The sequence below is a fragment of the Rhodococcus sp. 14C212 genome (assembly GCF_011058195.1).
Taxonomy (GTDB): domain Bacteria; phylum Actinomycetota; class Actinomycetes; order Mycobacteriales; family Mycobacteriaceae; genus Rhodococcus; species Rhodococcus aetherivorans.
In genome coordinates this window covers 1-22,318 of sequence record NZ_JAALEH010000069.1, presented here as the reverse complement: position 1 = coordinate 22,318, position 22,318 = coordinate 1, and the positions used below count along the sequence as shown (strand labels likewise).

14 protein-coding genes are annotated in these 22,318 nt (G+C 71.1%); 8 read left to right on the top strand and 6 right to left on the bottom strand.

Annotation, left to right across the window (positions count from 1 at the left end; translation table 11 throughout):
- The first annotated feature begins 342 nt into the window (after window positions 1-342).
- The gene (locus G6038_RS22925) at window positions 343-3,714 is read left to right on the top strand and encodes a (Fe-S)-binding protein (RefSeq protein WP_165040046.1); all 3,372 of its coding nucleotides are present in this window, start codon (window positions 343-345) and stop codon (window positions 3,712-3,714) included.
- Between the two features lie 561 nt (window positions 3,715-4,275).
- Here G6038_RS22925 and G6038_RS22920 read toward each other — a convergent pair.
- Both G6038_RS22920 and G6038_RS22915 read right to left on the bottom strand, forming a co-directional pair.
- Window positions 4,276-5,427, bottom strand: coding sequence for an alkane 1-monooxygenase (locus G6038_RS22920; protein ID WP_165040045.1), 1,152 nt, complete (start codon window positions 5,425-5,427; stop codon window positions 4,276-4,278).
- Between the two features lie 196 nt (window positions 5,428-5,623).
- Window positions 5,624-5,827, bottom strand: a complete 204-nt coding sequence (locus G6038_RS22915) for a cold-shock protein (protein WP_003938894.1) — start codon at window positions 5,825-5,827, stop codon at window positions 5,624-5,626.
- 146 nt (window positions 5,828-5,973) lie between these two features.
- Between G6038_RS22915 and G6038_RS22910 the strand changes: the two genes are divergently transcribed.
- From G6038_RS22910 to G6038_RS22885, 6 genes are all read left to right on the top strand, one after another.
- Complete coding sequence (locus tag G6038_RS22910; RefSeq protein WP_165040044.1) at window positions 5,974-7,239, top strand: pyridoxal phosphate-dependent aminotransferase; 1,266 nt, start codon at window positions 5,974-5,976, stop codon at window positions 7,237-7,239.
- Window positions 7,240-7,565: 326 nt separating this feature from the next.
- Window positions 7,566-8,906, top strand: coding sequence for a YibE/F family protein (locus G6038_RS22905; protein WP_206025489.1), 1,341 nt, complete (start codon window positions 7,566-7,568; stop codon window positions 8,904-8,906).
- A 115-nt stretch (window positions 8,907-9,021) separates the two neighbouring features.
- Window positions 9,022-10,284, top strand: coding sequence for a fused response regulator/phosphatase (locus G6038_RS22900; RefSeq protein ID WP_206025488.1), 1,263 nt, complete (start codon window positions 9,022-9,024; stop codon window positions 10,282-10,284).
- Window positions 10,281-11,948 carry a sensor histidine kinase gene (locus G6038_RS22895; protein ID WP_240918673.1) on the top strand — a complete coding sequence of 556 codons (1,668 nt, stop codon included), beginning with the start codon at window positions 10,281-10,283 and terminating at the stop codon, window positions 11,946-11,948. Before G6038_RS22900 ends, G6038_RS22895 begins: the two co-directional genes overlap by 4 nt.
- Window positions 11,945-12,385, top strand: coding sequence for a response regulator (locus tag G6038_RS22890; protein WP_100056882.1), 441 nt, complete (start codon window positions 11,945-11,947; stop codon window positions 12,383-12,385). The genes G6038_RS22895 and G6038_RS22890 overlap by 4 nt, the downstream gene beginning before the upstream one ends.
- Window positions 12,386-12,823: 438 nt before the next feature.
- Window positions 12,824-14,206, top strand: a complete 1,383-nt coding sequence (locus G6038_RS22885; RefSeq protein ID WP_165040042.1) for a DUF1254 domain-containing protein — start codon at window positions 12,824-12,826, stop codon at window positions 14,204-14,206.
- An 82-nt stretch (window positions 14,207-14,288) separates the two neighbouring features.
- Here G6038_RS22885 and G6038_RS22880 read toward each other — a convergent pair whose 3' ends face one another.
- Both G6038_RS22880 and G6038_RS22875 read right to left on the bottom strand, forming a co-directional pair.
- Entirely contained in the window at window positions 14,289-14,714 is a 426-nt protein-coding gene (locus tag G6038_RS22880; protein WP_165040041.1) for an ATP-binding protein, read from the bottom strand.
- Window positions 14,715-14,782: 68 nt separating this feature from the next.
- On the bottom strand, window positions 14,783-16,207 hold the full coding sequence (locus G6038_RS22875; protein WP_165040040.1) for an Hsp70 family protein: 1,425 nt from the start codon (window positions 16,205-16,207) through the stop codon (window positions 14,783-14,785).
- A gap of 155 nt (window positions 16,208-16,362) precedes the next feature.
- Between G6038_RS22875 and G6038_RS22870 the strand changes: the two genes are divergently transcribed.
- A complete protein-coding gene (locus G6038_RS22870) occupies window positions 16,363-16,878 on the top strand; it encodes a protein tyrosine phosphatase (RefSeq protein WP_165040039.1) in 516 nt (171 codons plus the stop codon).
- Here the strand turns inward: G6038_RS22870 and G6038_RS22865 are convergent.
- On the bottom strand, window positions 16,849-18,537 hold the full coding sequence (locus G6038_RS22865; protein ID WP_165040038.1) for a polysaccharide biosynthesis tyrosine autokinase: 1,689 nt from the start codon (window positions 18,535-18,537) through the stop codon (window positions 16,849-16,851). The genes G6038_RS22870 and G6038_RS22865 overlap by 30 nt on opposite strands.
- Window positions 18,537-22,318, bottom strand: a 3,782-nt coding sequence (locus G6038_RS22860) for a non-ribosomal peptide synthetase (protein WP_165040037.1), incomplete at its 5' end; no start/stop codon positions are given. The genes G6038_RS22865 and G6038_RS22860, both read right to left, overlap by 1 nt.

Sequence of the window (22,318 nt, the reverse complement as noted above, 5' to 3'; positions counted from 1 at the left end):
GATCTTCGCGTCCGGAATGTACCGAATCCGTTGCCGCTCCGTTGCCGGACCCACGGGTACGGATGCCGAAGCGTGACCGGTTACCGCACGTTAGGTTTGCCTGACTCAATGAGTCGAAAGGTTTAACGCATAACGTGAGCGGACACTCACGCTACGGCGCGATACGGCAATTCGGCCGCCCCCCACGCGGTCGACCTCTGCTCAGCACCGCGCCGCAGCACCGCGAGACTAGACTACCGGCCGGTAACTTCCTATAGCTACCGGCTGGTAACTTAGTTCGGGTTACGATGCGTGGGCTTATACCAGGCGGCCCGCTGCCGCCCCCGACACGAAAGGCCACCTATGAATGCCCTGACGATCACGTTGGGCACGATCGGCGTGCTGCTCAGTCTGGTGTGCTGGTACTCGTTCATCGGTGGCGCGATGAAGATGGTCAACGTCGTTCGGATCGGCCAGCCGGCTCCGGATCGGTGGCGGCCGTTCTTCCCGCGCTTCAAGCAGATGCTCGTCGAGTTCGTCGCACACACCCGGATGAGCAAGTTCCGCACCGTGGGCTGGGCCCACTGGCTGGTGATGGTCGGCTTCATGCTCGGCGCGATCGTCTGGTTCGAGGCATACGGCCAGACCTTCGACCCGGCGTTCCACTGGCCGCTGATCGGCAACACGGCCGTCTATCACCTGATCGACGAACTGCTCGGCCTCGGAACCGTGATCGGAATCACGGCGCTGATCATCATCCGGCAGCTGAACCACCCGCGGAAGCCCGCGCGGCTCTCGCGCTTCGCCGGCTCCGACTTCCGGGCCGCGTACTTCGTCGAGACCGTCGTCCTCATCGAGGGCCTCGGCATGATCTTCGTCAAGGCCGGCAAGATCGCGACCTACGGCCACGCCAACCCGTGGACCGACTTCTTCACGATGAACCTCGCCAAGCTGCTGCCGGCGAGCGCCGTGATGGTGTCGATCTTCGCGTTCGTCAAGCTGATGTCCGGCATGATCTGGCTGTACGTCGTCGGCCGCAACATCACGTGGGGTGTCGCCTGGCACCGCTTCGCCGCGTTCTTCAACATCTACTTCAAGCGCGAGGACGACGGTGGCGTCGCCCTCGGCGCCGCGAAGCCGATGACGTCGAAGGGCAAGGCCATCGACATGGAGACGGCCGATCCGGACACCGACACCTTCGGTGCCGGACAGATCGAGGACTTCTCCTGGAAGGGCTGGCTCGACTTCACCACGTGCACCGAGTGCGGCCGCTGTCAGTCGCAGTGCCCGGCCTGGAACACCGGTAAGCCGCTGTCGCCCAAGCTGGTCATCACCTCGCTGCGCGACCACGGCTACGCCAAGGCGCCGTACCTGCTCGCCGGTGGCCGCAAGGATCTCGGCGGCGACGAGACCGGTCTGGTCGACGCCGAGGGCAACGCGGACGAGGCCAAGCTGGGGAAGATCCCGGCCGCAGCGCTGGCCGAGGCCGATCGCAAGCTCGTCGGCGAGACCGTCGAGGGCGAGCTCGCGCCCGTCATCGACGCGGAGACGCTGTGGAGCTGCACCAACTGCGGTGCCTGCGTCGAGCAGTGCCCGGTGGACATCGAGCACGTCGACCACATCATCGACATGCGCCGCTACCAGGTGCTCATCGAGTCCGACTTCCCGTCCGAGCTCGCGGGTCTGTTCAAGAACCTCGAGAACAAGGGCAACCCGTGGGGCCAGAACGCCAAGGACCGGCTCAACTGGATCTCCGAGCTGGACTTCGACGTTCCGGTGTTCGGCCAGGACGCGGACAGCTTCGCCGACTACGAGTACCTGTTCTGGGTCGGCTGCGCCGGCGCCTACGAGGACCGGGCCAAGAAGACCACCAAGGCCGTCGCCGAGCTGCTCGCGACCGCCGGCGTGAAGTTCATGGTTCTCGGTGCCGAGGAGACCTGCACCGGTGACTCGGCCCGTCGCGCGGGCAACGAGTTCCTGTTCCAGCAGCTCGCGATGCAGAACATCGAGACCCTGAATTCGGTGTTCGAGGGCGTCGAGGACTCCAAGCGCAAGATCGTCGTCACCTGCGCGCACTGCTTCAACGCGCTCAACAACGAGTACCCCCAGGTCGGCGGGAACTACGAGGTCGTGCACCACACCCAGCTGCTGAACCGCCTGGTGCGGCAGAAGAAGCTGGTGCCGGTGGCGTCGGTGAGCCAGGACGTGACCTACCACGACCCGTGCTTCCTCGGCCGCCACAACAAGGTGTACGACGCACCGCGTGAGCTGATGGCTGCGTCCGGCGCGAAGCTCACCGAGATGCCGCGGCACGGCGAGCGGTCCATGTGCTGTGGTGCCGGTGGCGCCCGCATGTGGATGGAAGAGAAGATCGGCAAGCGGATCAACATCGACCGCGTCGACGAGGCACTGTCGACGAATCCGTCGAAGATCGCCACCGGCTGCCCGTTCTGCCGCGTCATGCTCAACGACGGCGTCACCGCGCGTCAGGAGAAGGGCGAAGGCGAGGGCGTCGAGGTCGTCGACGTCGCCCAGCTCATGCTCGACTCCATCACCCGTCTCGAGCCCGCGACGCTCAGCGAGAACATCAAGGTGATCCCGCGTGAGCGGCCCGTCGCGGAACCGGCGGCGACCGCCGGCACCCGGAAGGCCGCCGTGGCCTCGGAGGCGACCGCCGAGACGGTGGAGAAGGAGCGCGTCGAGGAGATCGAGGAGGCGGCCGCGACCCCGGCAGCCCCCAAGACGGCCCCGGCCGGCGGCCTGCAGATGAAGGGCGCCGCCAAGGCTCCCGGCTCGAAGCCGGGCGGCCTGCAGATGAAGGGCGGCCTGAAGGCTCCGGGTGCGAAGGCTCCCGCAGCCGGCGACGGCGCCGCAGCCGAGGCTCCCGCTGCCCCGGCCGCCAAGCCGGGCGGACTGCAGATGAAGGGCGGACTCAAGGCCCCGGGCGCCAAGAAGGCCGCTCCGGCTGCCGCCGCTCCCGCTGCCGAATCCGCTCCGGCCGAGGCCCCGGCGGCCCCGAAGGCCAAGCCGGGCGGGCTGCAGATGAAGGGCGGGCTCAAGGCCCCGGGCGCCAAGAAGACGGCTTCGGCAGCGGCCGCACCGGCCGCCGAGACACGGTCGGCCGAGGCACCCGCCACGGCACCGGCCGCCGAGGCACCCGCCGCGCCGTCGGTTCCGAAGGCCAAGCCGGGCGGGCTGCAGATGAAGGGCGGACTCAAGGCCCCGGGGGCCAAGAAGGCCGCTCCGGCCGCGACGGCCCCCGCCGCAGCACCGGCCGCCCAGGCACCGGCCGCCCAGGCACCGGCTGCCGAGGCACCCGCCACGGCACCGGCCGTCGACGCACCCGTCACGGAGGCTCCGGCGGCTCCCGAGCCACCGAAGGCGAAGCCGGGCGGCCTGGCGTTCAAGGGCGGAGCGAAGGCTCCCGGCGCCCGCAAGGCCACCGCGCCGAAGTCTCCGGCGGAGAAGCCCGAGCCTCCGGCGGAGAAGCCCGAGGCCCCTGCGGAGGCACCGGAACCGGCGCACGCACCCCCGGGTGAGGCGCCCGATCCGGATGCACCGCCGGAGAAGGCACCGGCCCCCGAGGCGCCGTCGACCAACGGCGCGGAGGCGCCGGCGACCAACGGCGCGGAGGCGCCGGCGACCAACGGCGCCGAGGCCCCGGCCCCGCCGCAGGCCAAGCCGGGCGCGCTGGGCTTCAGGTCCGGTGCCAAGGCCCCCGGCCGGCGCGGGTAGCACCCACGGCGACGCCCCTCACCCGCTCGGGTGGGGGGCGTCGCCGTTTCCCGGAGCAGACATCCCCCCCTTCGAGGTCTTCCTGGACACAGGAGGAAGTTTCATCGCCGCCACCGCGCACGCGAACAACGCCAGACTCGTCACCCGCAACATCGGCGATCTCCGCGGCATCGAACACTTGCTGGTTATCGACACAATCTGAGGACAACCTGCGATCGATGCCGGTTGTCGTTGCTGGGACTCGCTCTGTGGGCCGGCACGGGCGGCTTCGCGCGGTGTACGCATGCCGAGTCGCCGCGCAATCCCCGACAGTGCGGTGTGTTCGCCGCGGGCCAGGGTATGCAGGCCGGCGGGTCCACGGCGCCCGGATCGGTTCGGCCGATCCAGCACGGCCGCGGCCGTGGTCACCGCGGCCGTCGCGATCGCCCCGCCGGCCGCCGACAGCTCCGATCGTCGGAACGCTGTGGACGAACCGCCCGGATGTGGACAGCCGAGCGTGCACCCGAAGCCGCATCCCGATAACCGGATTCGACGGCTGCAGCGGGTGCAGGCACGCGGGTGTCAGCCGTGCCGGGCAAGCAGCTCCTCGCGGCGCTTGGGATCGAGGTTCACGCGCGAGACGTCACCGTCGTAGTGGTCGAGCAGGCGCGGGTCCATCACCCTGCGCCACAACGGCGGAACGAACGACAGCAGGATCATGACGGCGTAGCCGGCGGGCAGCTGCGGCGCCTCCTCCATCGTGCGCAGCGTCTGGTAGCGCCGCAGCGGGTTGGCGTGGTGGTCGCTGTGCCGCTGCAGGTGGTAGAGGAACAGGTTGCTGCAGCTGTGGTCGCTGTTCCAGCTGTGCCGCGGCGCGACGCGCTCGTACGTGCCGTTCGGACGCGTGCCGCGCAGCAGGCCGTAGTGCTCGAGGTAGTTGGCGGACTCGAGGAACATCACGGCCAGCACGGCCTGCACCGCCAGCCACGGCGCGACGGACCACCCGAAGACCGCGATCAGCGCGGCATACAGCACGACGGTCAGCGCCCAGGCGTTCAGGACGTTGTTGCGCGGACTCCACCAGGACAGCCCGCGACGGGCCAGGCGCTCGCGCTCGTACCGCCAGCCCGACCGGAGCCCTCCGAACACCGAGCGCGGCAGGAACTCCCAGTACGTCTCGCCGAACCGCGCCGTCGCGGCGTCCTCCGGGGTGGCGACGCGCAGATGGTGACCGTGATTGTGTTCGACGAAGAAGTGCCCGTAGCCCGACTGGGCGAGGGCGATCTTGGCGAGCCGGCGTTCGAGATCGGTGCGCTTGTGCCCGAGTTCGTGCGCGGCATTGATGCCGACGCCGCCCACCACGCCGACCGTGGCGGCCATCGCGAGCCGCTCGGGCCAGCCCATCGGCGCGACGGTCCACACCCAGCAGGCGAAGACGAGGCCCGCGTACTGCAGCGGCAGATATAGGTAGGTGCACCAGCGGTAGTACCGGTCCTCCTCGAGGTCGCACATGGCCTCCTCCGGCGGGTTGGCCTTGTCGACGCCGGTGAACCGGTCGACGAGCGGGACGATCACCGCGATCAACAGCGCACCGAACGCCCAGAACACACCGAGGCGCAGGTACTCCACGAGCACCCACGCGGCGAACGGGCTCAGCGGGACGGCGAGCCCGCACAGCCACAGATACCGTTTGCGGTCCTTCCAGCGCGCCCCAGCGGCACCGGCCCCCACCATGTACACCAACCCCCTGGTTGTCTCGCCCGTCCCCCGAACATCACGGTTCTTACATCCCATATGTCCGCAATGCGCCGGGATGTTACCGAATGGTAGGACAAACGAGGCGAACCACCCACGAAGTTGTGACCGGTCCGAAGACAACGGCGGCGCTGCACCGAAGGTGCAGCGCCGTCGAACTGTCGGGACGACCCACTCAGATGGGACGGACCCCCTGGGCCTGCGGGCCCTTCTGTCCCTGCCCGATCTCGAACTCGACCCGGGCACCTTCGTCCAGCGACTTGAAGCCGGAGCCCTGAATCTCCGAGTAGTGGACGAACACGTCGGGTCCCCCGCCGTCCTGCTCGATGAAGCCGAAACCCTTTTCGGCGTTGAACCACTTCACAGTTCCCTGTGCCATACCGTGCGACTCCTCAATCCACCCGCGCGTCACCCCGACGCAACGGTCACAAGTGGTCATGATTGCACTTTTCCGGCCGATCGTCGCGGTGGACGCGGCGATGCAGGCGAAATCCGGCTGAAACCCGGTTGCGGCCGGGTGGCACCATGGACGCCGTGAGTACAGGAGAACAGGGCCACCTTCATCACCGCATCACCCGCAAGCTCGAGCAGTCCGCGAAGCTGCAGAACGTGCTGTACGAGATCCGAGGGCCGGTGCACGCGCACGCCGCGCGGCTCGAGGCGGAGGGGCACCGCATCCTGAAGCTCAACATCGGCAACCCGGCGCCGTTCGGATTCGAGGCGCCCGAGACGATCGTGCAGGACATGATCGCGGCGCTGCCCAATGCCCAGGGCTACTCGGAGTCGAAGGGTATCGCGTCGGCGCGCCGGGCCATCGTCACCCGTTACGAGCTCGTGCCGGGCTTCCCGAAGCTCGACATCAACGACGTCTATCTCGGCAACGGCGTCTCCGAGCTGATCACGATGACGATGCAGGCCCTGCTCGACGACGGCGACGAGGTGCTGATCCCGGCGCCGGACTACCCGCTGTGGACGGCGATGACCTCCCTGGCCGGCGGTACGCCGGTGCACTACCTGTGCGACGAGTCCAACGACTGGAATCCCGACATCGAGGACATCGAGTCGAAGATCACGGAGAAGACCAAGGCCCTGCTGGTCATCAACCCGAACAACCCGACGGGTGCCGTGTACTCGCTCGAGGTGCTCGAACAGCTGGTGCAGCTGGCCCGCAAGTACCAGCTGCTGCTGCTCGCCGACGAGATCTACGACAAGATCCTCTACGACGACGTCAAGCACATCTCCCTGGCCACCCTCGCACCCGACCTGCTGTGCCTGACCTACAACGGCCTGTCGAAGGCCTACCGGGTCGCCGGATACCGGTCGGGCTGGATGACGATCACCGGCCCGAAGGACCACGCCGGCGGGTTCCTCGAGGGCGTCGACCTGCTCGCCTCGACCCGCCTGTGCCCCAACGTGCCGGCCCAGCACGCGATCCAGGTGGCGCTCGGCGGGCATCAGAGCATCGAGGACCTGATCCTGCCCGGTGGCCGGCTGCTCGAGCAGCGCGACGTCGCGTGGGAGCGCCTGAACTCGATTCCCGGCGTCAGCTGCGTCAAGCCGCGCGGCGCCCTGTACGCCTTCCCGCGCCTCGATCCGGAGGTGTACGAGATCCACGACGACGAGAAGCTGGTCCAGGACCTGCTGCTGCAGGAGAAGATCCTGATGGTGCAGGGCACCGGCTTCAACTGGCCGGATCCGGACCATCTGCGGATCGTGACGCTGCCGTGGGCGCGCGACCTGGCGGTGGCCATCGAACGCTTCGGCAACTTCCTGTCCAGCTACAAGCAGTGACCTGCACCAGGAGTGACCGCCATCGCGACACGCCCGGGATGCGCGACACGCCGACCGTTTGTCGAAACTATATGTTGCGACGAACGCACGGCATCACCGCAGGCAGCGCCGCCGACCGGCCCCGGAAACGAGCGTTCGGCCGGGCCCCGGTGAGGACCGACACACAGTAGGCACTACCCCCGGGCCCGACAGAACCATTACGTTTGTCTACGGCACCTCAGCGTGCTGGGCTCCCTGATCATCGCCATCCCCCCTGTGCGAGATCAGGTCGACGGTGGCGGGGACACCCCCCCTGCTCCCCGCCACCACCAGCCCTTGTCCCCCGGATGCGACCGGGCTTCTGCGATGCGACCTCGCCGCGATCTCGTCGTTACCCTGATGCGGTGACTCGCGCAGAGCCCCCCGGCCACGGACACGGACACGGACACGGCCACTTCTCCGGGCCGATCCCGGTCGGCCCCACCGCCGCCAAGGTCGTCGTCGGACTCCTCGTCGCGATCGGCGTCGCCGTGCTCGCCGGCGCCGTCGCGCTGTGGCCCAGCGGGCAGGCGGTCGACATCCCGGCCCCGTTCCAGACCACCGGCGGCGGAGCCGTCGTCACCGAGGCCGGCACCGTCGTCGAGCAGGACATCGGCCCGTGCGGGAGCAGTTCGGCCGGCCGGCCGTTCACCGGCGACCCCGTCCCACCCGCGACCGACGCCTACCAGTGCCAGCGCAGCATCGTCACCATCGATTCGGGTCCCAACGAGGGCACCCGCACCCTGCTCGAGATCGGGCCCGGACCGGGGCAGCCGGACTTGCAGGTCGGCGAGGAGATCCGGCTGGTGCGGCAGGTCGACCCGTCCGGCGCCACCCAGTACTCGTTCTACGACTACTCCCGCGGGCTTCCCCTCGCGCTGATCATCACGGCGTTCGTCGTGGTCATCGTGGCCGTGGCCCGGTGGCGGGGCCTGCGCGCCCTGATCGGCCTGCTGATCGCGTTCGGGGTGCTCGTGGTGTTCATGCTCCCCGCGCTGCTCGACGGCAAACCCGCCGTGCCCGTCGCGCTGGTCGGCGGCGCGATCATCCTCTACGTCGTGCTCTATCTCGCGCACGGGGTGAATCTGCGCACCAGCTCGGCCCTGCTGGGCACCCTTGCGTCGATGCTGCTCGCCGCGCTGCTCTCGTACCTCGCCATCTGGATGACACACCTGACCGGGCTGTCCGAGGAACAGAACACCGACGTGCAGCTGTACCTCGAGCAGGTCAGCATCACCGGCCTGCTCCTCGCCGGCTTCATCATCGGTTCGCTCGGTGTCCTCAACGACGTGACCATCACCCAGGCGGCGTCGGCGTTCGAGCTGGCGGCGCTCGATCCCACGGCCTCGCGCCGGAAGGTGTTCTCCTCCGCGATGCGGGTCGGCCGCGACCACATCGCCAGCACCGTCTACACCCTCGTGCTGGCGTACGCCGGTGGCGCCCTGCCCCTGCTGCTGCTGTTCAGCGTCGCCGGCCGGTCCATCTCGGACGTGCTCACCGGCGACGCCGTCGCCATCGAGGTGGTGCGGGCGTGTGTGGGCGGCATCGCGCTGGCCCTGTCCGTCCCGCTCACCACCGGCATCGCCGCGCTGCTGGCCCGGCCCGGCGCCCAGGAGCCCGTCGCCAGCAAGGGCCGGCATGCCCGGTGACCGGTTCGTCGGCCACGGGCGACGGCGAACGGGCGAACGATAGGTATTCTTCCTCTGTTGTCGTCCGGAGCGAGGGAACCGGAATCACGGCACGCGAGATCGAAGGGCAGGGGCCATGTTCTCCGAGCAGCACGGGCCTGCCGGCGCACCACCAGGAAGTAGCAGCAAAGGTACATCGGTCGCCCTGGACACCGACTGGGGCCGGGAGGAACCGTCGGTCCTCCTGATCGAGGACGACGCCGGCGACGCACTCATCGTCGAGGAACTGGTGGCGGACAGTGCGCAGGGCATGCGCCTGGAATGGGTCCAGACGATGGCCGCGGCTCGCGCGGAGCTGGCCGACGGACTGCCCGACTGCATCCTGCTGGACCTGCATCTACCCGACGCGCAGGGCATGGACGCGCTGGCCCGGGTGCAGCAGTACGCCGCCGGCGTTCCGGTCGTGGTGCTCACCGGCCTCGCCGAGGAGCAGACGGGGCTGGCGGCGGTGACCGCCGGCGCGCAGGACTATCTCGTCAAGGGACGGGTGGAGCCGGACATGTTCGGCCGGACCGTGCGCTATGCGATCCAGCGCAAGCAGGCCGAGCATGCCGCCGTCGCGTTGCAGGCCAGCCGGCTGCAGGCGCGGGAGAACGCCCGCCTCGAACGCGGCCTGCTGCCGTCGCCGATGCTGCGCGGCACGGGCGACGTGGACGTCGTGGCCCGCTACCGGCCCGGGCGCGAGCAGTCCCTGCTCGGCGGTGACTTCTACGACGTCGTGCAGACCGAGGACGGCACGGTGCACGTGCTCATCGGCGACGTCTGCGGGCACGGTCCCGACGAGGCGGCACTCGGGGTGAGCCTTCGGATCGCCTGGCGCACCCTCGTGGTCACCGGCGTCACCGGCGTCGCGCAGTTGCAGAAGCTCGAGAAGATCATGGTCGCCGAACGGGCGAACGAGCGGCACTTCGCCACCCTCACCAGCCTGGCCATGTCGCCGGACCGGCGCCGGGTGCAGGTGATGCGGGCCGGGCATCCGGGTCTGCTGCTGCACAGTTCCCAGGGGGTGGACTGGGTGGAGGCGCCCGGCGGACCCGCCCTGGGACTGCTGCCCGGTGATTCGACGTGGCCCGTGCACGAGCTGGAACTGCCGGAGGGCGGCGGCATCATGATGTTCACCGACGGGCTGTTCGAGGGCCGGATCGGCGACGGCGGGGAACGCCTCGGCGAGGAGGGCCTGCTGCGGCTGGCCCGCGAGGCGGGCCACCTGGCGCCCGAGGATTTCGTCGACACCCTGATCGACCGGGCCGAGGCGCTGGCGGAAAGTCACGGGGGACTCGGCGACGACGTGGCCGTGGTGCACGTGTGCTGGAGCGAGAAAGTAACGGAACAGGCATGAGAGACCCGTCGATGCCCGAACCCAAGGTCGAGCGGGTGCGCTCACGGCTGACGGTCCAGAGCTGGTTCCAGGTCGCCTTCGCGGTCCTCGCCGTGTTCGTCGTCGTCGGCACCGTTGTCGGTGGATACTTCATCCAGCGCACCGCCCAGATCACGGACGAGCTGGTCGACCAGATCCAGCCGGCCCGCGCCGAGGCGTACCGGCTGCAGGCGGCGCTGCTGGACCAGGAGACCGGCGCCCGCGGCTACGCCGCCACCGGCGACGTCGAGTTCCTCGAGCCGTACCTGACGGGCAAGCGGGTCGAGCAGGAGGCCGCGAACCGGATGCGGGAGTTCACCGCCGGCCATCCGGAACTGCTCGCCGACGTCGACGAGATCGAGGCGGCAGCGGACGCGTGGCGCGCCGACTACGCCGACCCCCTCGTCGCGAGCGTCGTCCCCGGCGTCCCCCAGCCCGCGGATCCCGGCAGCACCGAGCGGGGCCGCTCCACATTCGACACCATGCGCACCCTCTTCGAGGCGCAGAACGCCGAACTCGTCCAGGCCCGCGCGGACGGCTACGACGACCTCGTGCACGCCCGGACGATCCGCAACTCCGTGCTCGTGGCGATGGTGGCGGGCTTCCTGCTCACCGGCCTGCTCATGGTGATCCTCGTGCACAACCTCGTCGCCATGCCGCTGGTCAGCCTGCGCGCGGCGACGCGGCGCGTCATCGCGGACGGCAACTTCGATCAGCACATCCGCCCCCAGGGCCCGAAGGACATCCGGGCGCTGGCACGGGACGTCGAAGGCATGCGCGGGCGCATCGTGTTCGCGCTGGCGGCCGCCCACACCCAGCACCAGCGCCTCGCCAGCCAGACGGCGGACCTCGACGCCCAGGCCGAGGAACTGCGCCGCTCCAACGCCGAGCTCGAGCAGTTCGCCTACGTCGCCTCCCACGACCTGCAGGAACCGCTGCGCAAGGTCGCTTCCTTCTGCCAGCTGCTCGAGAAGCGCTACGGCGACAAACTCGACGAACGGGGCGCCCAATACATCGCGTTCGCCGTCGACGGCGCCAAGCGCATGCAGGTCCTCATCAACGACCTGCTGGCGTTCTCCCGGGTGGGCCGGGTCAACGACGCCCACGTGCGCGTCGACCTGGATCAGCCGCTGGACAAGGCACTGACCAACCTTTCCGCCGCGGTCGACGAGTCCGAGGCGCGCATCGAACGGCCCGAGAAGCTCCCCGAGATCACGGGCGATCCGACCCTGCTGACGATGCTCTGGCAGAATCTGCTGGGTAACGCGATCAAGTTCCGCCACCCGGACCGCACCCCCGTCGTGCGGATCACGTGTGAGCGGGCCGACGGCGACGGTGGCGGTGACCAGGCGGGTGCCGGCAGCTGGCAGCTGTGCGTCACGGACAACGGCATCGGCATCGACAAGGAGTTCGCCGAGAAGGTGTTCATCATCTTCCAGCGCCTCCACGGCCGCGACGTCTACACCGGCACCGGCATCGGCCTGGCGGTGTGCAAGAAGATCGTCGAGTACCACGGTGGCAGGATCTGGATCGACACCGAGCACACCGGAGGCACCCGGTTCTGCTTCACCGTCCCCGCCCTGCCCGAGGCAGAACCCGAAGAGCACGCCCCGGCCGACACCGATCTCGAAGGAGCCCCCGCATGACCCCCGCAGAGCCCATCGACGTCCTACTGGTCGAAGACGACCCGGGCGACGAGCTGATGACCCGCGAGGCCTTCGAGGACAACAAGATCGGCAACGAGCTGCACGTGGTCCGCGACGGCGAGGAGGCGCTGGACTTCCTGTACCAGCGCGGCGCCCACACCGGAGCGCCGCGTCCCGACCTGATCCTGCTCGACCTCAACCTGCCCAAGTACGACGGGCGCCAGGTCCTCGAGAAGATCAAGTCCGACCCGGACCTGTCCGACATCCCGGTCGTGGTGCTGACCACCTCGGCCGCCGAGGAGGACATCCTGCGCAGCTATCGGCTGCACGCCAACGCGTACGTCACCAAGCCGGTGGACCTCGACCAGTTCATCGGGGCGGTCCGGCAGATCGACGAGTTCTTCGTCCAGGTGGTGCGGCTGCCCCGCCGCCGGTAACCATCGGCGTCGACTGCGGTATCCGTCGACGAATACCGCCGCCGCCAGTGCTCTGCAAATGTGTTCCTTTGTGTCTTGAGACAATTGGGCAGACATTTTTGACGACCGATCGCGACGGCCGCGTCTTCGCCGGTTCCCCAGGCAATGGATCGCTCGGCCACGGGCCACAGGTCCCAATTGCACTTGCTTTTCGTCCGTTCGATTCAGGGCCTACGTCTCTGGCCGCCCCGGGTCCACGGAAGCAGCCTTGCTGGATCCAGTGTGATGCCCTTATCTTGCAGAGAGGACGCAGCAGCTGCCAACTGCCCGGCCTGCTCCTCGGGTGACCCTCGACAGACGTCGCGCACCATGGCGACCCGCTCCCGAGCGCCGGCCGGGGAAGGAGGGGTCATGCCGGCTCGGTCTTCCGGCGGGAGCTCTGACGAGGTCCGTCGCGCGGTGGGGATCCCTGATGTCGTCGAGACGGACCTGGGGACATTCCGATTCGACGACGGTGTCCCGGACCTGGACACGATGGCGTTGTGCTGGGATCGTCTCGACCTGCTGCGCGGCGTCGACGTGTTCCTGAACGCGGTTCCCGGCGCGTCGCTCGCGGCCGCACGTGCCGCGTTCCCGTCGCTGGGAATCCACACGTCGCGGGACATGGCCGTGTGCCCGCGCATGGATTCGGTGCCCTACCTCCTGACAGCCAACACCGAGACGACCTATGGGTTCACTTTGCTCGACCTGCGGGCCGACGGGCCGACGGTGATCGAGTGCCCGCCGATGTCGCTCGACGTGGTCGACGACTTCTGGTTCCGGTACGTGGCCGACCTGGGCAATGCCGGGCCCGACAAGGGGCAGGGCGGGAAGTACCTGTTCTTGCCGCCGGGCTACCAGGGCGAGGTCCCCGAGGGCTACTTCACCTCCCGCTCGCGCACGTTCACCAACTTCCTGTTCGCCCGCAACCTCGGCGGGCTCGATGTCATCGAGCAGACCCGTATCTATCCGCTCGCCCAGGCCGGTGACCCGCCGGAGATGCGGTTCGTGAAAGCAGACGGCGTGCCGTACAACACCGTCCACTCGAACGACTTCTCGTTCTACGAAGAGGTCGACCAGATCGTCCAGGAAGAACCGGTCGACGCACTCGATCCCGAGCTTGCCGGTCAGCTGGCGGCGATCGGCATCATCAAGGGCCGGCCGTTCGCTCCCGATCAGCGGATGCGCGCAATCCTGTCTCAGGCGGCGCCGATCGGTGCGGCGATTGCGCGCACTCTCGCGTACCGGCCACGTGACCCGCAGTCCTACATCTACGGCCGGGACGTGTCGTCGTGGAAGACGGCCTTCGTGGGCGGAAGCTCCGAGTTCCTGCACGACGGTGTTCGCCTCCTGGATGCCCGTACGCTGTTCCACTACGTCGCCACCGTCGTCACGCCGGCGATGGCGACCCCGATGGTGGGAGTGGGCTCGCAGTACGCCTACACCGCCGAGGACGCCGAGGGCGAATGGCTGGACGGGGGCCGCACCTACCGAATGCACCTGCCCGCAGGCATTCCCGCCAAGGACTTCTGGTCGTTGTGCGTCTACGACTGCCAGTCCCGCTCTCTGCTGCAGACCGACAATCCGTACCCGTCGCTCAGCAGCAACACCGGGACGGTCGCAGCCGACGAAGACGGCTCGGTGGACGTCTACTTCGGACCCGCATCGCCGGCGGGCCGGGAGTCGAACTGGATCGAGACGGTCCCGGGGAAGTCCTGGTTCCTGATCCTGCGCCTCTATGGACCACTCCAGGCATGGTTCGACCGGACGTGGCAACCCGGCGAGGTCGAACCCCTCGGCTGACCGAGACCGGGGTCGGTCTCGGCGCGAGAAGCCCGCCTCTACGCCTGAACGACCCGTCGATTCTCCGCTTTCGAAACAGGGCCTAGATACTCCAGCGCATGGTGACGACGGTCCCGGTGTCGGCGGGGGCCACGGTCGACGTGTCCGCCAGGGACTTGATCAGCGTGAGACCGTGCCCACGCGAACTGGTGCCCGGGTCGGTGTCGTTCGCGCGCCAGCTGCCGCGGTCGATGATGGCGACCTCGACCTGCCGGTCGCCCGGGATGAGCGTCGCCTCGAGGTCGAGAGTGCCCGCCGAACCGTCGCGGTAGGCATGCTCGACAGCGTTGGCGAGGGCCTCGTAGCTGGCCAGCAGCACGTCGCGCGTCAGCTCGGGGCGCACGTGCACCGCGTCGAGCCAGCGCTCCAGGGCCCGCCGCAGCACGGTCAGCTGACCGGGCTCGGCGCGCACGCGCCGATAGGCCAGCGTGACCGAGTCGCACAGCGGGGTGTTCTGTGGCGAAAACATCGTCTGTACTCTAACCCGTCGCGCCGGGCGCCATCGGCCACGAGGGTCCCCGGCGGCGGAGGGGTCCGTCAGATCGGCAGCCGGAGCTCCGGCGGCACTTCGATCGTGGGCAGGGGCGGCAGCGGCGGCAGGGTCGGTACCGGGATGTTGAGCCCGGGAATCAGCGGCGGCGGCGCGGGGGTGATCACCGGCGGGGGCGGCACCACCCGCTCCGTCGTGGACTCCTCGGTCGGCGGCACGGTGGTCGTCGTCGGCACCGGCGCCGGCGCGACGGCGGGCGCCGGTTGCGGGGCCGGCGGGGGCGTCGTCACGATCACCTCGGTCGGCCGGGTCTCCGACTCGTCGTCGCCGGCCAAGGTGTTCTGTGCGCCCAGCGCCAGCCCGATCATGGCCACCACGCCCAGGGCGGTGCCGGCCAGCCCGGCCCCACTGATCTGGCGGCCCGACACGTGCGGGCCGCGCGCGGTCGCCGTCCGCTTCCACGCCGGGGTCCTCTCCGGCGTCCCGGTCCGTCCGGCCGCGGCCGGTTCCGGTGTCTCGGTCCGCGCGATCCGCTCGGTGCGCTGGGGCACCACTCCGCGGGGCGGGACGATGCGTTCGGTCGCCCCCGGCGGAACGATCAGTTCGGTGATCGCCGACGGGGTGGGGCCCGCCGCGACGGCGCGCAGGGCGCCGCCCTTGGCCAGGACGAGTTCAGGTTCGTGCGGCACGACGACGGGCAGCTTCATCCACGTCTCGAGCACCCGGCGCACCAGCCGGACGTGGGCGCCGCCGCCGAGCAGGACGATCGTCTCGGGCCGGGCGCCGGACCGGTGCACGACGTCGCGCAGGAACCGCGCGGAGCCCTCCACGAGCGGGGTGATCAGCGGGTCGAAGGTCTCCAGGGACATGAGGATCACGCCGGCGGTGCCCGGCACTGCGACGGCGTCGCTGCCGGACAGCTGTTCCTTCGCCGTGCGGCACTGGGCGACGAACTCCTCGTCCTCCGGGTCGTCGGGTCGCCACACGCCGTCCGTGCCGAGCTGGTGCAGGCGCACGGCCTCGTCGAACAGGCGGCCGGAGACCGTCCTGGTGCGTTCGGTGTGCACGGCGCCGGTGGTCCGGTCGACGACGGTGACGGTGAGCCCGGAGGCACCGAGGTCGTAGAGCACCGCGACGTCGCCGGTGAGCTCGCCGGTGGCCCGCAGATAGGCCAGGGCCGCCTCGGACTCGCCGACGAGGGTGTAGCGGTCGAGTCCCTGCTCGGCCATCGCGGTGCGGAGCCGCTCGGCGTCGGCGGCGTCGCGGAACACCAGGCCCACCCGCTCGACGGTGTCGCCCGCGATGCCGGCCTGCACGAGCACACCCACGGTCTGCGCCGCCAGCCGCGCCGGTTCGTCCTGCCTGGTCTCCACCACCTGGAACTGGTAGCCCGCGGCGGGCGCGGCCGGATCGATCGGACGAACGATCCGGACGGCACTCGTCCCTGCGGTCACCCCGAGAACCGAACTCATCAGCCGCCTTCTGATCGTGTTTTGCGCCGCACATCCACCCCCGGCGCATCCCGACCGCCCGATGGTACCGAACGGTCCGGACACGCCTACCCGGCGAATCGGACACACGCCGTCACAACCGGACGAACGACCCGTTCGCTGCCTAGGATCGAGCGATGCGGGTTCTGTACGTCTGTACCGGGAACATCTGCCGATCCCCCACCGCCGAGCTGTTGACCACCGCATACGCGACGGAGACGGGCCGGGGAGCGTTGTCCGCGCACAGCGCCGGCACCCGCGGCATGGTCGGGCGGCCCATGGAGCCGACGGCCGCGCTGGTGCTGCGCCAGCTCGGCGGCGAGCCCGACGGTTTCGTCGCCCGGCGCCTGTCGCCGCACATCGCCCAGGACGCCGACCTGGTGATCACGATGGCCGAGTCGCACCGAGGGGCCGTGCTGCAGGCGGCTCCGCGGATGCTCCAGCGGACGTTCACGCTGCGCGAGGCGGCGCGGCTGCAGCAGCTCAGCGGCGCCGAGACCGTCGCCGACCTCGCCGCGGCCCGGGCACAGTTTCCCGCGCCCGGGCCGGAGGAGGTCACCGATCCGATCGGTCTGGACGAGGACACGTTCGTCGCCGTCGGGACCGAGATCGCCGATCTGCTGCTACCGCTGCTCGCCCGGCTCCACGACTGACCCGTTGCGCGGGCCCTGCATGGGCGACGGCGCGACGGGCCGCGACACCGCCGTCGGCACCGCCTGCTCGCGGTAGGCGGGGTCGGCGGTGTACGCCTGCGGGGCCCGGTAGTGCTGTCCCGGCTGCGCGTCGTCGTGGCCCGGCCCGCCCCGGTGCGGCTGCTCCGGCCGGTACGGTTCCGGCCGGTTCTGCTCCTCGCGGTAGCGGCGTCCGCCGGTCTGCTGCGCGGCCGGGCCCGGCTGCGCGGGCGCCGACCCGGTCGGGGCGGGCGTCGACGCCGCGGCCGGGGCCTTCTTCGCCGACTCGTCGGACTCGTAGTAGTACCGGTACTCGTAGGCGCCGCGGCCCTTGGTCGGCGTCATCGTGATGATGGTGCCGAGCAGGTGCGCACCGGCGCTGCCCAGGTTGCCGACCGCGCGGGCGAGCTGCTCGCGGGTGGTCTTGCCGTGGCGAGCGATGAGCAGCGCGCCGTCGGTGGCCGCGGCGAGCACCACCGAGTCGGTGACGGGCAGGACCGGCGAGCCGTCGATGATCACGTACTCGAAGCGCCCCCGCAGATCGTCGATGACGTGCTTGGCGGTGTCGGAGCCGAGCAGCTCGCTGGGGTTGGGCGGCAGCGCCCCGGAGGCCAGCACCCACAGTCCCTCGTACTGGCTGGGCTGCAGCACGTCCTCCAGACCGGCCTGGCCCGACAGCACGGTGCTGAAGCCGACGTCGCCGACGACCCCGAGGTACTTCGACACCCGCGGCCGGCGCAGGTCGCCCTCGACGAGCACCACGGAATGGCCGGCCTCCGCGAGCACCAGCGCGGTGTTGATGGCCGTGGTGGTCTTGCCCTCGGCCGGCAGGGCACTGGTGACGACGATGACGCGCGGCGGGTTGTCGACGTCGAGGAACTTGAGGTTGGTGCGCATCTCCCGGTACGCCTCCGCGCTGCCGGAGTTCGACTCCTGGAAGTCGATCGCCGCGTGCTCCTGCCGTTCCTTGTCGAGGGGGACCGTGCCGACGAGGCCCGTCCCGGCGACCTCCTCGACCGCCTTGCGGTCCTTGACCGTGTTGTCGAGCCGGTCGCGCAGCACCGCGAGGGCGATGCCGAGGAGCAGGCCGACGGCGAGGCCGAGCGCGAGGTTGCGCTTCGTCTTCGGCGACACCGGGGTCGCCGGGGTGTCGGCGTGCTGCTCGACGACGACCCGCGCGGTGGGCTCCCCGCCGTTCTCGGGGGTCTCGAGCTCGCGCGCCATGACGACGAACTCGTCGGAGAGGGCGTTGGCGAGGTCCCGGGCCCGCTCCGGCGACTCGTCGTCGACCTTGACGTCGACGAGCACGGTGTCCGGGGCGGACGACGCGGTGACCTTTCCGGCGAGCTGCGCCGGCGTGACGTCGGACAGGCCGAGCCGGTCGAGGGTGCGCTGCGCCAGCGTGGTGCCGGTGAGCAACTTGGTGTAGGAGGCGACGCGCTGCTGCGAGAACAGGTTGCCCTGGTAGATCTCGTTGACCGAGGCCCCGGAGGAGGTGGAGACGAACAGCCGGGTGCTCGCCTGGTAGATCGGGGTGGTGAGCAGCGACGCTCCGAGCGCACCGAGTACCGCCACCACGGTCGTCACGGCGACGATCTTCCATCGCGCCTGCAGGATGCGTAGGTAGTCGTGTACTTCCATTACGGTGTCTCCCTCGTTGCTGTGACACTGTCGGTGCACCCTACGGGCGCGGAAAACTGTCGTGCGGTCAGGTGCCGGGCGAGCGTGGGGCCGATCAGGGCCAGCGCGCCGGGGGTGGTCAGGTCGGAGTGCGGGTAGGGCACGTCGTGCTCGGTGACGCGGCGGACGTGACGCCGCCAGCTCGCCGCGAGGTCGGGTCCGCTCTGCCCGCCGGGCCGGGCCCGGAACAGCAGCGCGTCGCCGTCGAGGACGCGCGGCGTGTGCGCGGTGACGGCCTCCTCCAGCGCGGCGCCCGCAGCCAGAGCCCGCTCCCGGATCTCGGCGACGAACGTCGACGGCAGGCCGGGCACCTCGAGCTCGACGACGGGCTCGTCGGGCAGCGCCGCGACGTCCGGGAGGGTGTCGGGGGTGAGCGTGTCGAGCAGGATCAGCGACGCCACCTGCTCCCCCGCCTCGCGCAGTTGCACGGCCATCTCGTGGGCGATGGTGCCGCCGAGCGACCAGCCCAGCAGGTGGTAGGGGCCGTCCGGCTGGACGGCGCGGACCCGGTCGAGGTAGCGGGCGGCGAACTCGGCGACGGTGCGCGGCAGCGGCGCGAGCCGGGTGGCCTGCAGCCCGTACAGCGCGACGTCGGGCAGATGCGGCGCGAGTCCGGTGTAGCACCACGACATGCCGCTGACCGGGTGGACGCAGAACAGCGCGGCGCCGCCGGGGCCGCCCGCGAGCGGCACGAGCGTGGCGAGCGGATCGGAGTCGTCACCGCCGTGGTCGATACGGTCGGCGAGGTCGGCGACGGTGGGTGCGGCGAGCAGCCATTCCAGCGGGACGTCGCGCCCGAGTTCGGCACGCAGGTCGGCGGCGACGGCGACGGCCCCGAGCGACGTGCCGCCGAGGTCGAAGAACCCGAGGTCGGCGGACACCGATCCGGGGGGCCGGCCGAGGTGGCGGGCGAACACGGCGGCGACCGCCTCGGCCGTCGCCCCGCCGGGAGGCACGAACCTGCCTGCGCACGAGGCGAAGTCGGGTTCGGGCAGCGCGGCGCGGTCGACCTTGCCGGAGGGCAGCAGCGGCAGCGCGGCGACGACGGTGATCGCGGCGGGCCGCAGCGCACGCGGCAGGTGCGCGGCCGCGCGGGTGCGCAGCGCGGCGGCGTCGGCGCTGCCCTGCACGTAGGACGCGAGGACGGTCTCGCCCGCGGGGCCGGACACGGCGACGGTGACGGCGGCCTCCACGCCGTCGGCGGCGGTGAGCACCGCGTCGATCTCGGCGGGCTCGACGCGGATGCCGTGCAGCTGGAGCTGCTCGTCGACGCGGCCGAGGACGTCGAGTTCGCCGGCGGCGGTGACGCGCGCGAGGTCGCCGGTGCGGTACAGACGCGCACCCGGCGCGCCGTGCGGGTCGGCGACGAATCTGGTTGCGGTGAGCCCGCTTCGGCCGTGGTAGCCGCGGGCCAGGCCCGCCCCGGTCACGTACAGCTCACCGACCACCCCGGCCGGGACGGGGTGCAGGCGCGCGTCGAGGACGTGCGCGGTGGCGCCGGCGACGGGCGTGCCGACGGTGGGCCGGGCGCCGGGCCGGAACGGGCCGCCGAACGACACGGCGATCGTGAACTCGGTGGGTCCGTACCCGTTGAGCAGGCGGTGCCGCTGCCAGCGCTCGACGACGGGCGCGGTGAGCGCCTCGCCCTCGGACAGGACGGTGACCGGGCGCCCCAGCGCGTCCGGGTCGAGGGTGGCCAGGACGGCGGGGGTGGCGACCACGTGGGTGACGTGCTCGTCGACGATCAGCCGCTGCAGGGCCGCGCCGGCGTACACGTGGTCGGGGGCGACGACGAGGGTTGCGCCGTGCGCGTGGGCGGCGAGCAGTTCGAACACCGACGCGTCGAAGGTGTGCGACGCCGCGTGCAGCACCCGGCTGCCCGGCGCGACGCCGAGGACGTGCCGCTGCGCGTCGACGACGGCGGTCAGGCCGCGATGCGGCACGGCGACGCCCTTGGGGGTGCCGGTGGTCCCGGACGTATAGATCAGATAGGCGGTATCGTCGGGATACGGTTGCGGCACAGGAACTTCCCGCTCCTCCCACTCGCCGGTCAGGTCCACCCAGTCGATGCCCACCCCCACCGGTGCGGCACCTGCCACGGTCAACCCCACGGTCGCGCCGCTGTCGCGCAGCACGGTCTCGACGCGGGCGGGCGGCTGCGCCGGGTCGACGGACACCCACGCCGCGCCGGTCCGGGCGACGGCCCACACCGCGAGCGGCCAGCATTCCCCCCGCGGCACGGCCACAGCGACCACGTCGCCGCGGGACACGCCGCGCGCGCACAGTTCCCCGGCGACGACGTCGGCGCGGGCGGCAAGCCCGGCGTAGGTCCAGGCGACGGCCCCGGCGCGCACGGCGATGGCGCCGGGGTGGGTGCGGGCGGCGGCGGCGAGGAGCTGCGGCAGCGTGCGCGGCGCCGCGGCGGGCGCGGACAGCGGCGCCGGGGCGGGGGCGGCGAGGTCGCCGACGGCGGCGCCGGGGTCGGCGAGCGCGGCGCCGAGCAGCGCGACGTAGTCGTCGAGCAGCGTCTCGGCGGTGGCGGGGTCGAACAGGTCGGTGGCGTACACGAGGCGCACGTCGATGCCGCCGTCGCCGTCGCGCTCGGTGACGTCCCAGGTGAGGTCGAACTGCGCGGCCGGGGTGCCGGCGTCGAATTCGCGCACGCGCAGGCCGGTCAGCTGCGGCAGGTCCGCCCCCGCGGGCACCGTGCGGTGGGCGAGCAGCACCTGGAACAGCGGATGGTGGGTGCCGCGGGCCGGGGCGACCCGCGCGACGACCCGGTCGAACGGGACGTCCGCGTGTGCGAGGGCGTCGAGGTCGGTGGTGCGGATGCGGCGCAGCAGGTCCCCGAACGGCTCGTCCCCGGCGACGGTGGCGCGCAGGGTGAGGGTGCCGACGAACATGCCGACGAGGGCATGCAGGCGCGGGTCGGCGCGCCCGGCGACGGCGGTGCCGACGGCGATGTCGGCGCGGCCGCTGCGGCGGGCGAGCAGCGCGGCGAGCGCCGCGTGCAGCACCATGAAGCCGGTCGCGTCGTGGGCCCGCGCGACGTCGCGGACGCGGCGGTGGATGCCCGCGTCGAGGTGGGCGGTGACGGCGCCGCCGCGGTGGCTGGGCCGCGCGGGCCGGGGCCGGTCGGCGGGCAGCGGCAGCGGCGTGTCGGGCAGGCCCGCGAGAGTCGTTGCCCAGTGGTCGAGTTGGCGGGCGGCGAGGCTGTCCGGGTCGGCGGGGTCGCCGAGCAGGTCGCGTTGCCAGCGGGCGTAGTCGCGGTAGCGCACGGGCAGCGGCCACAAGATCGGTTCCGCACCGGCGAGGCGGGCGGCGTAGGCGTGCTGCAGGTCGGTCAGCAGCGGCGCGACGGAGGCGCCGTCGAACGCGATGTGGTGGACGGCCGCGGCGAGTACCCATTCGTGGGCGCCGAGTTCGATCAGCCGGATCCGCAGCGGCGCCTCGGCGGTGAGGTCGAACGGCGCGGTGATCACTTCGGTGACGGCGGCGGCCGGGTCGGTGCCCGGAACCTGCTCGAGGACGGGCGGTTCCACGAGGGCGGCGACGCCGTCGGGGTAGGCGGTGCGCAGGACCTCGTGCCGGGTGGCGACGTCGGTGACGGCCGCGGCCAGCGCGGCGGTGTCGAGGTCGCCGGTCAGGTGCAGCGCGACGGGCACGGTGTAGGCGGCGCTGCCGGGCTCGGCGCGGCCGAGCAGCCACAGCCGCTGCTGCGCGGGGGCGAGCGGGGCGGGGG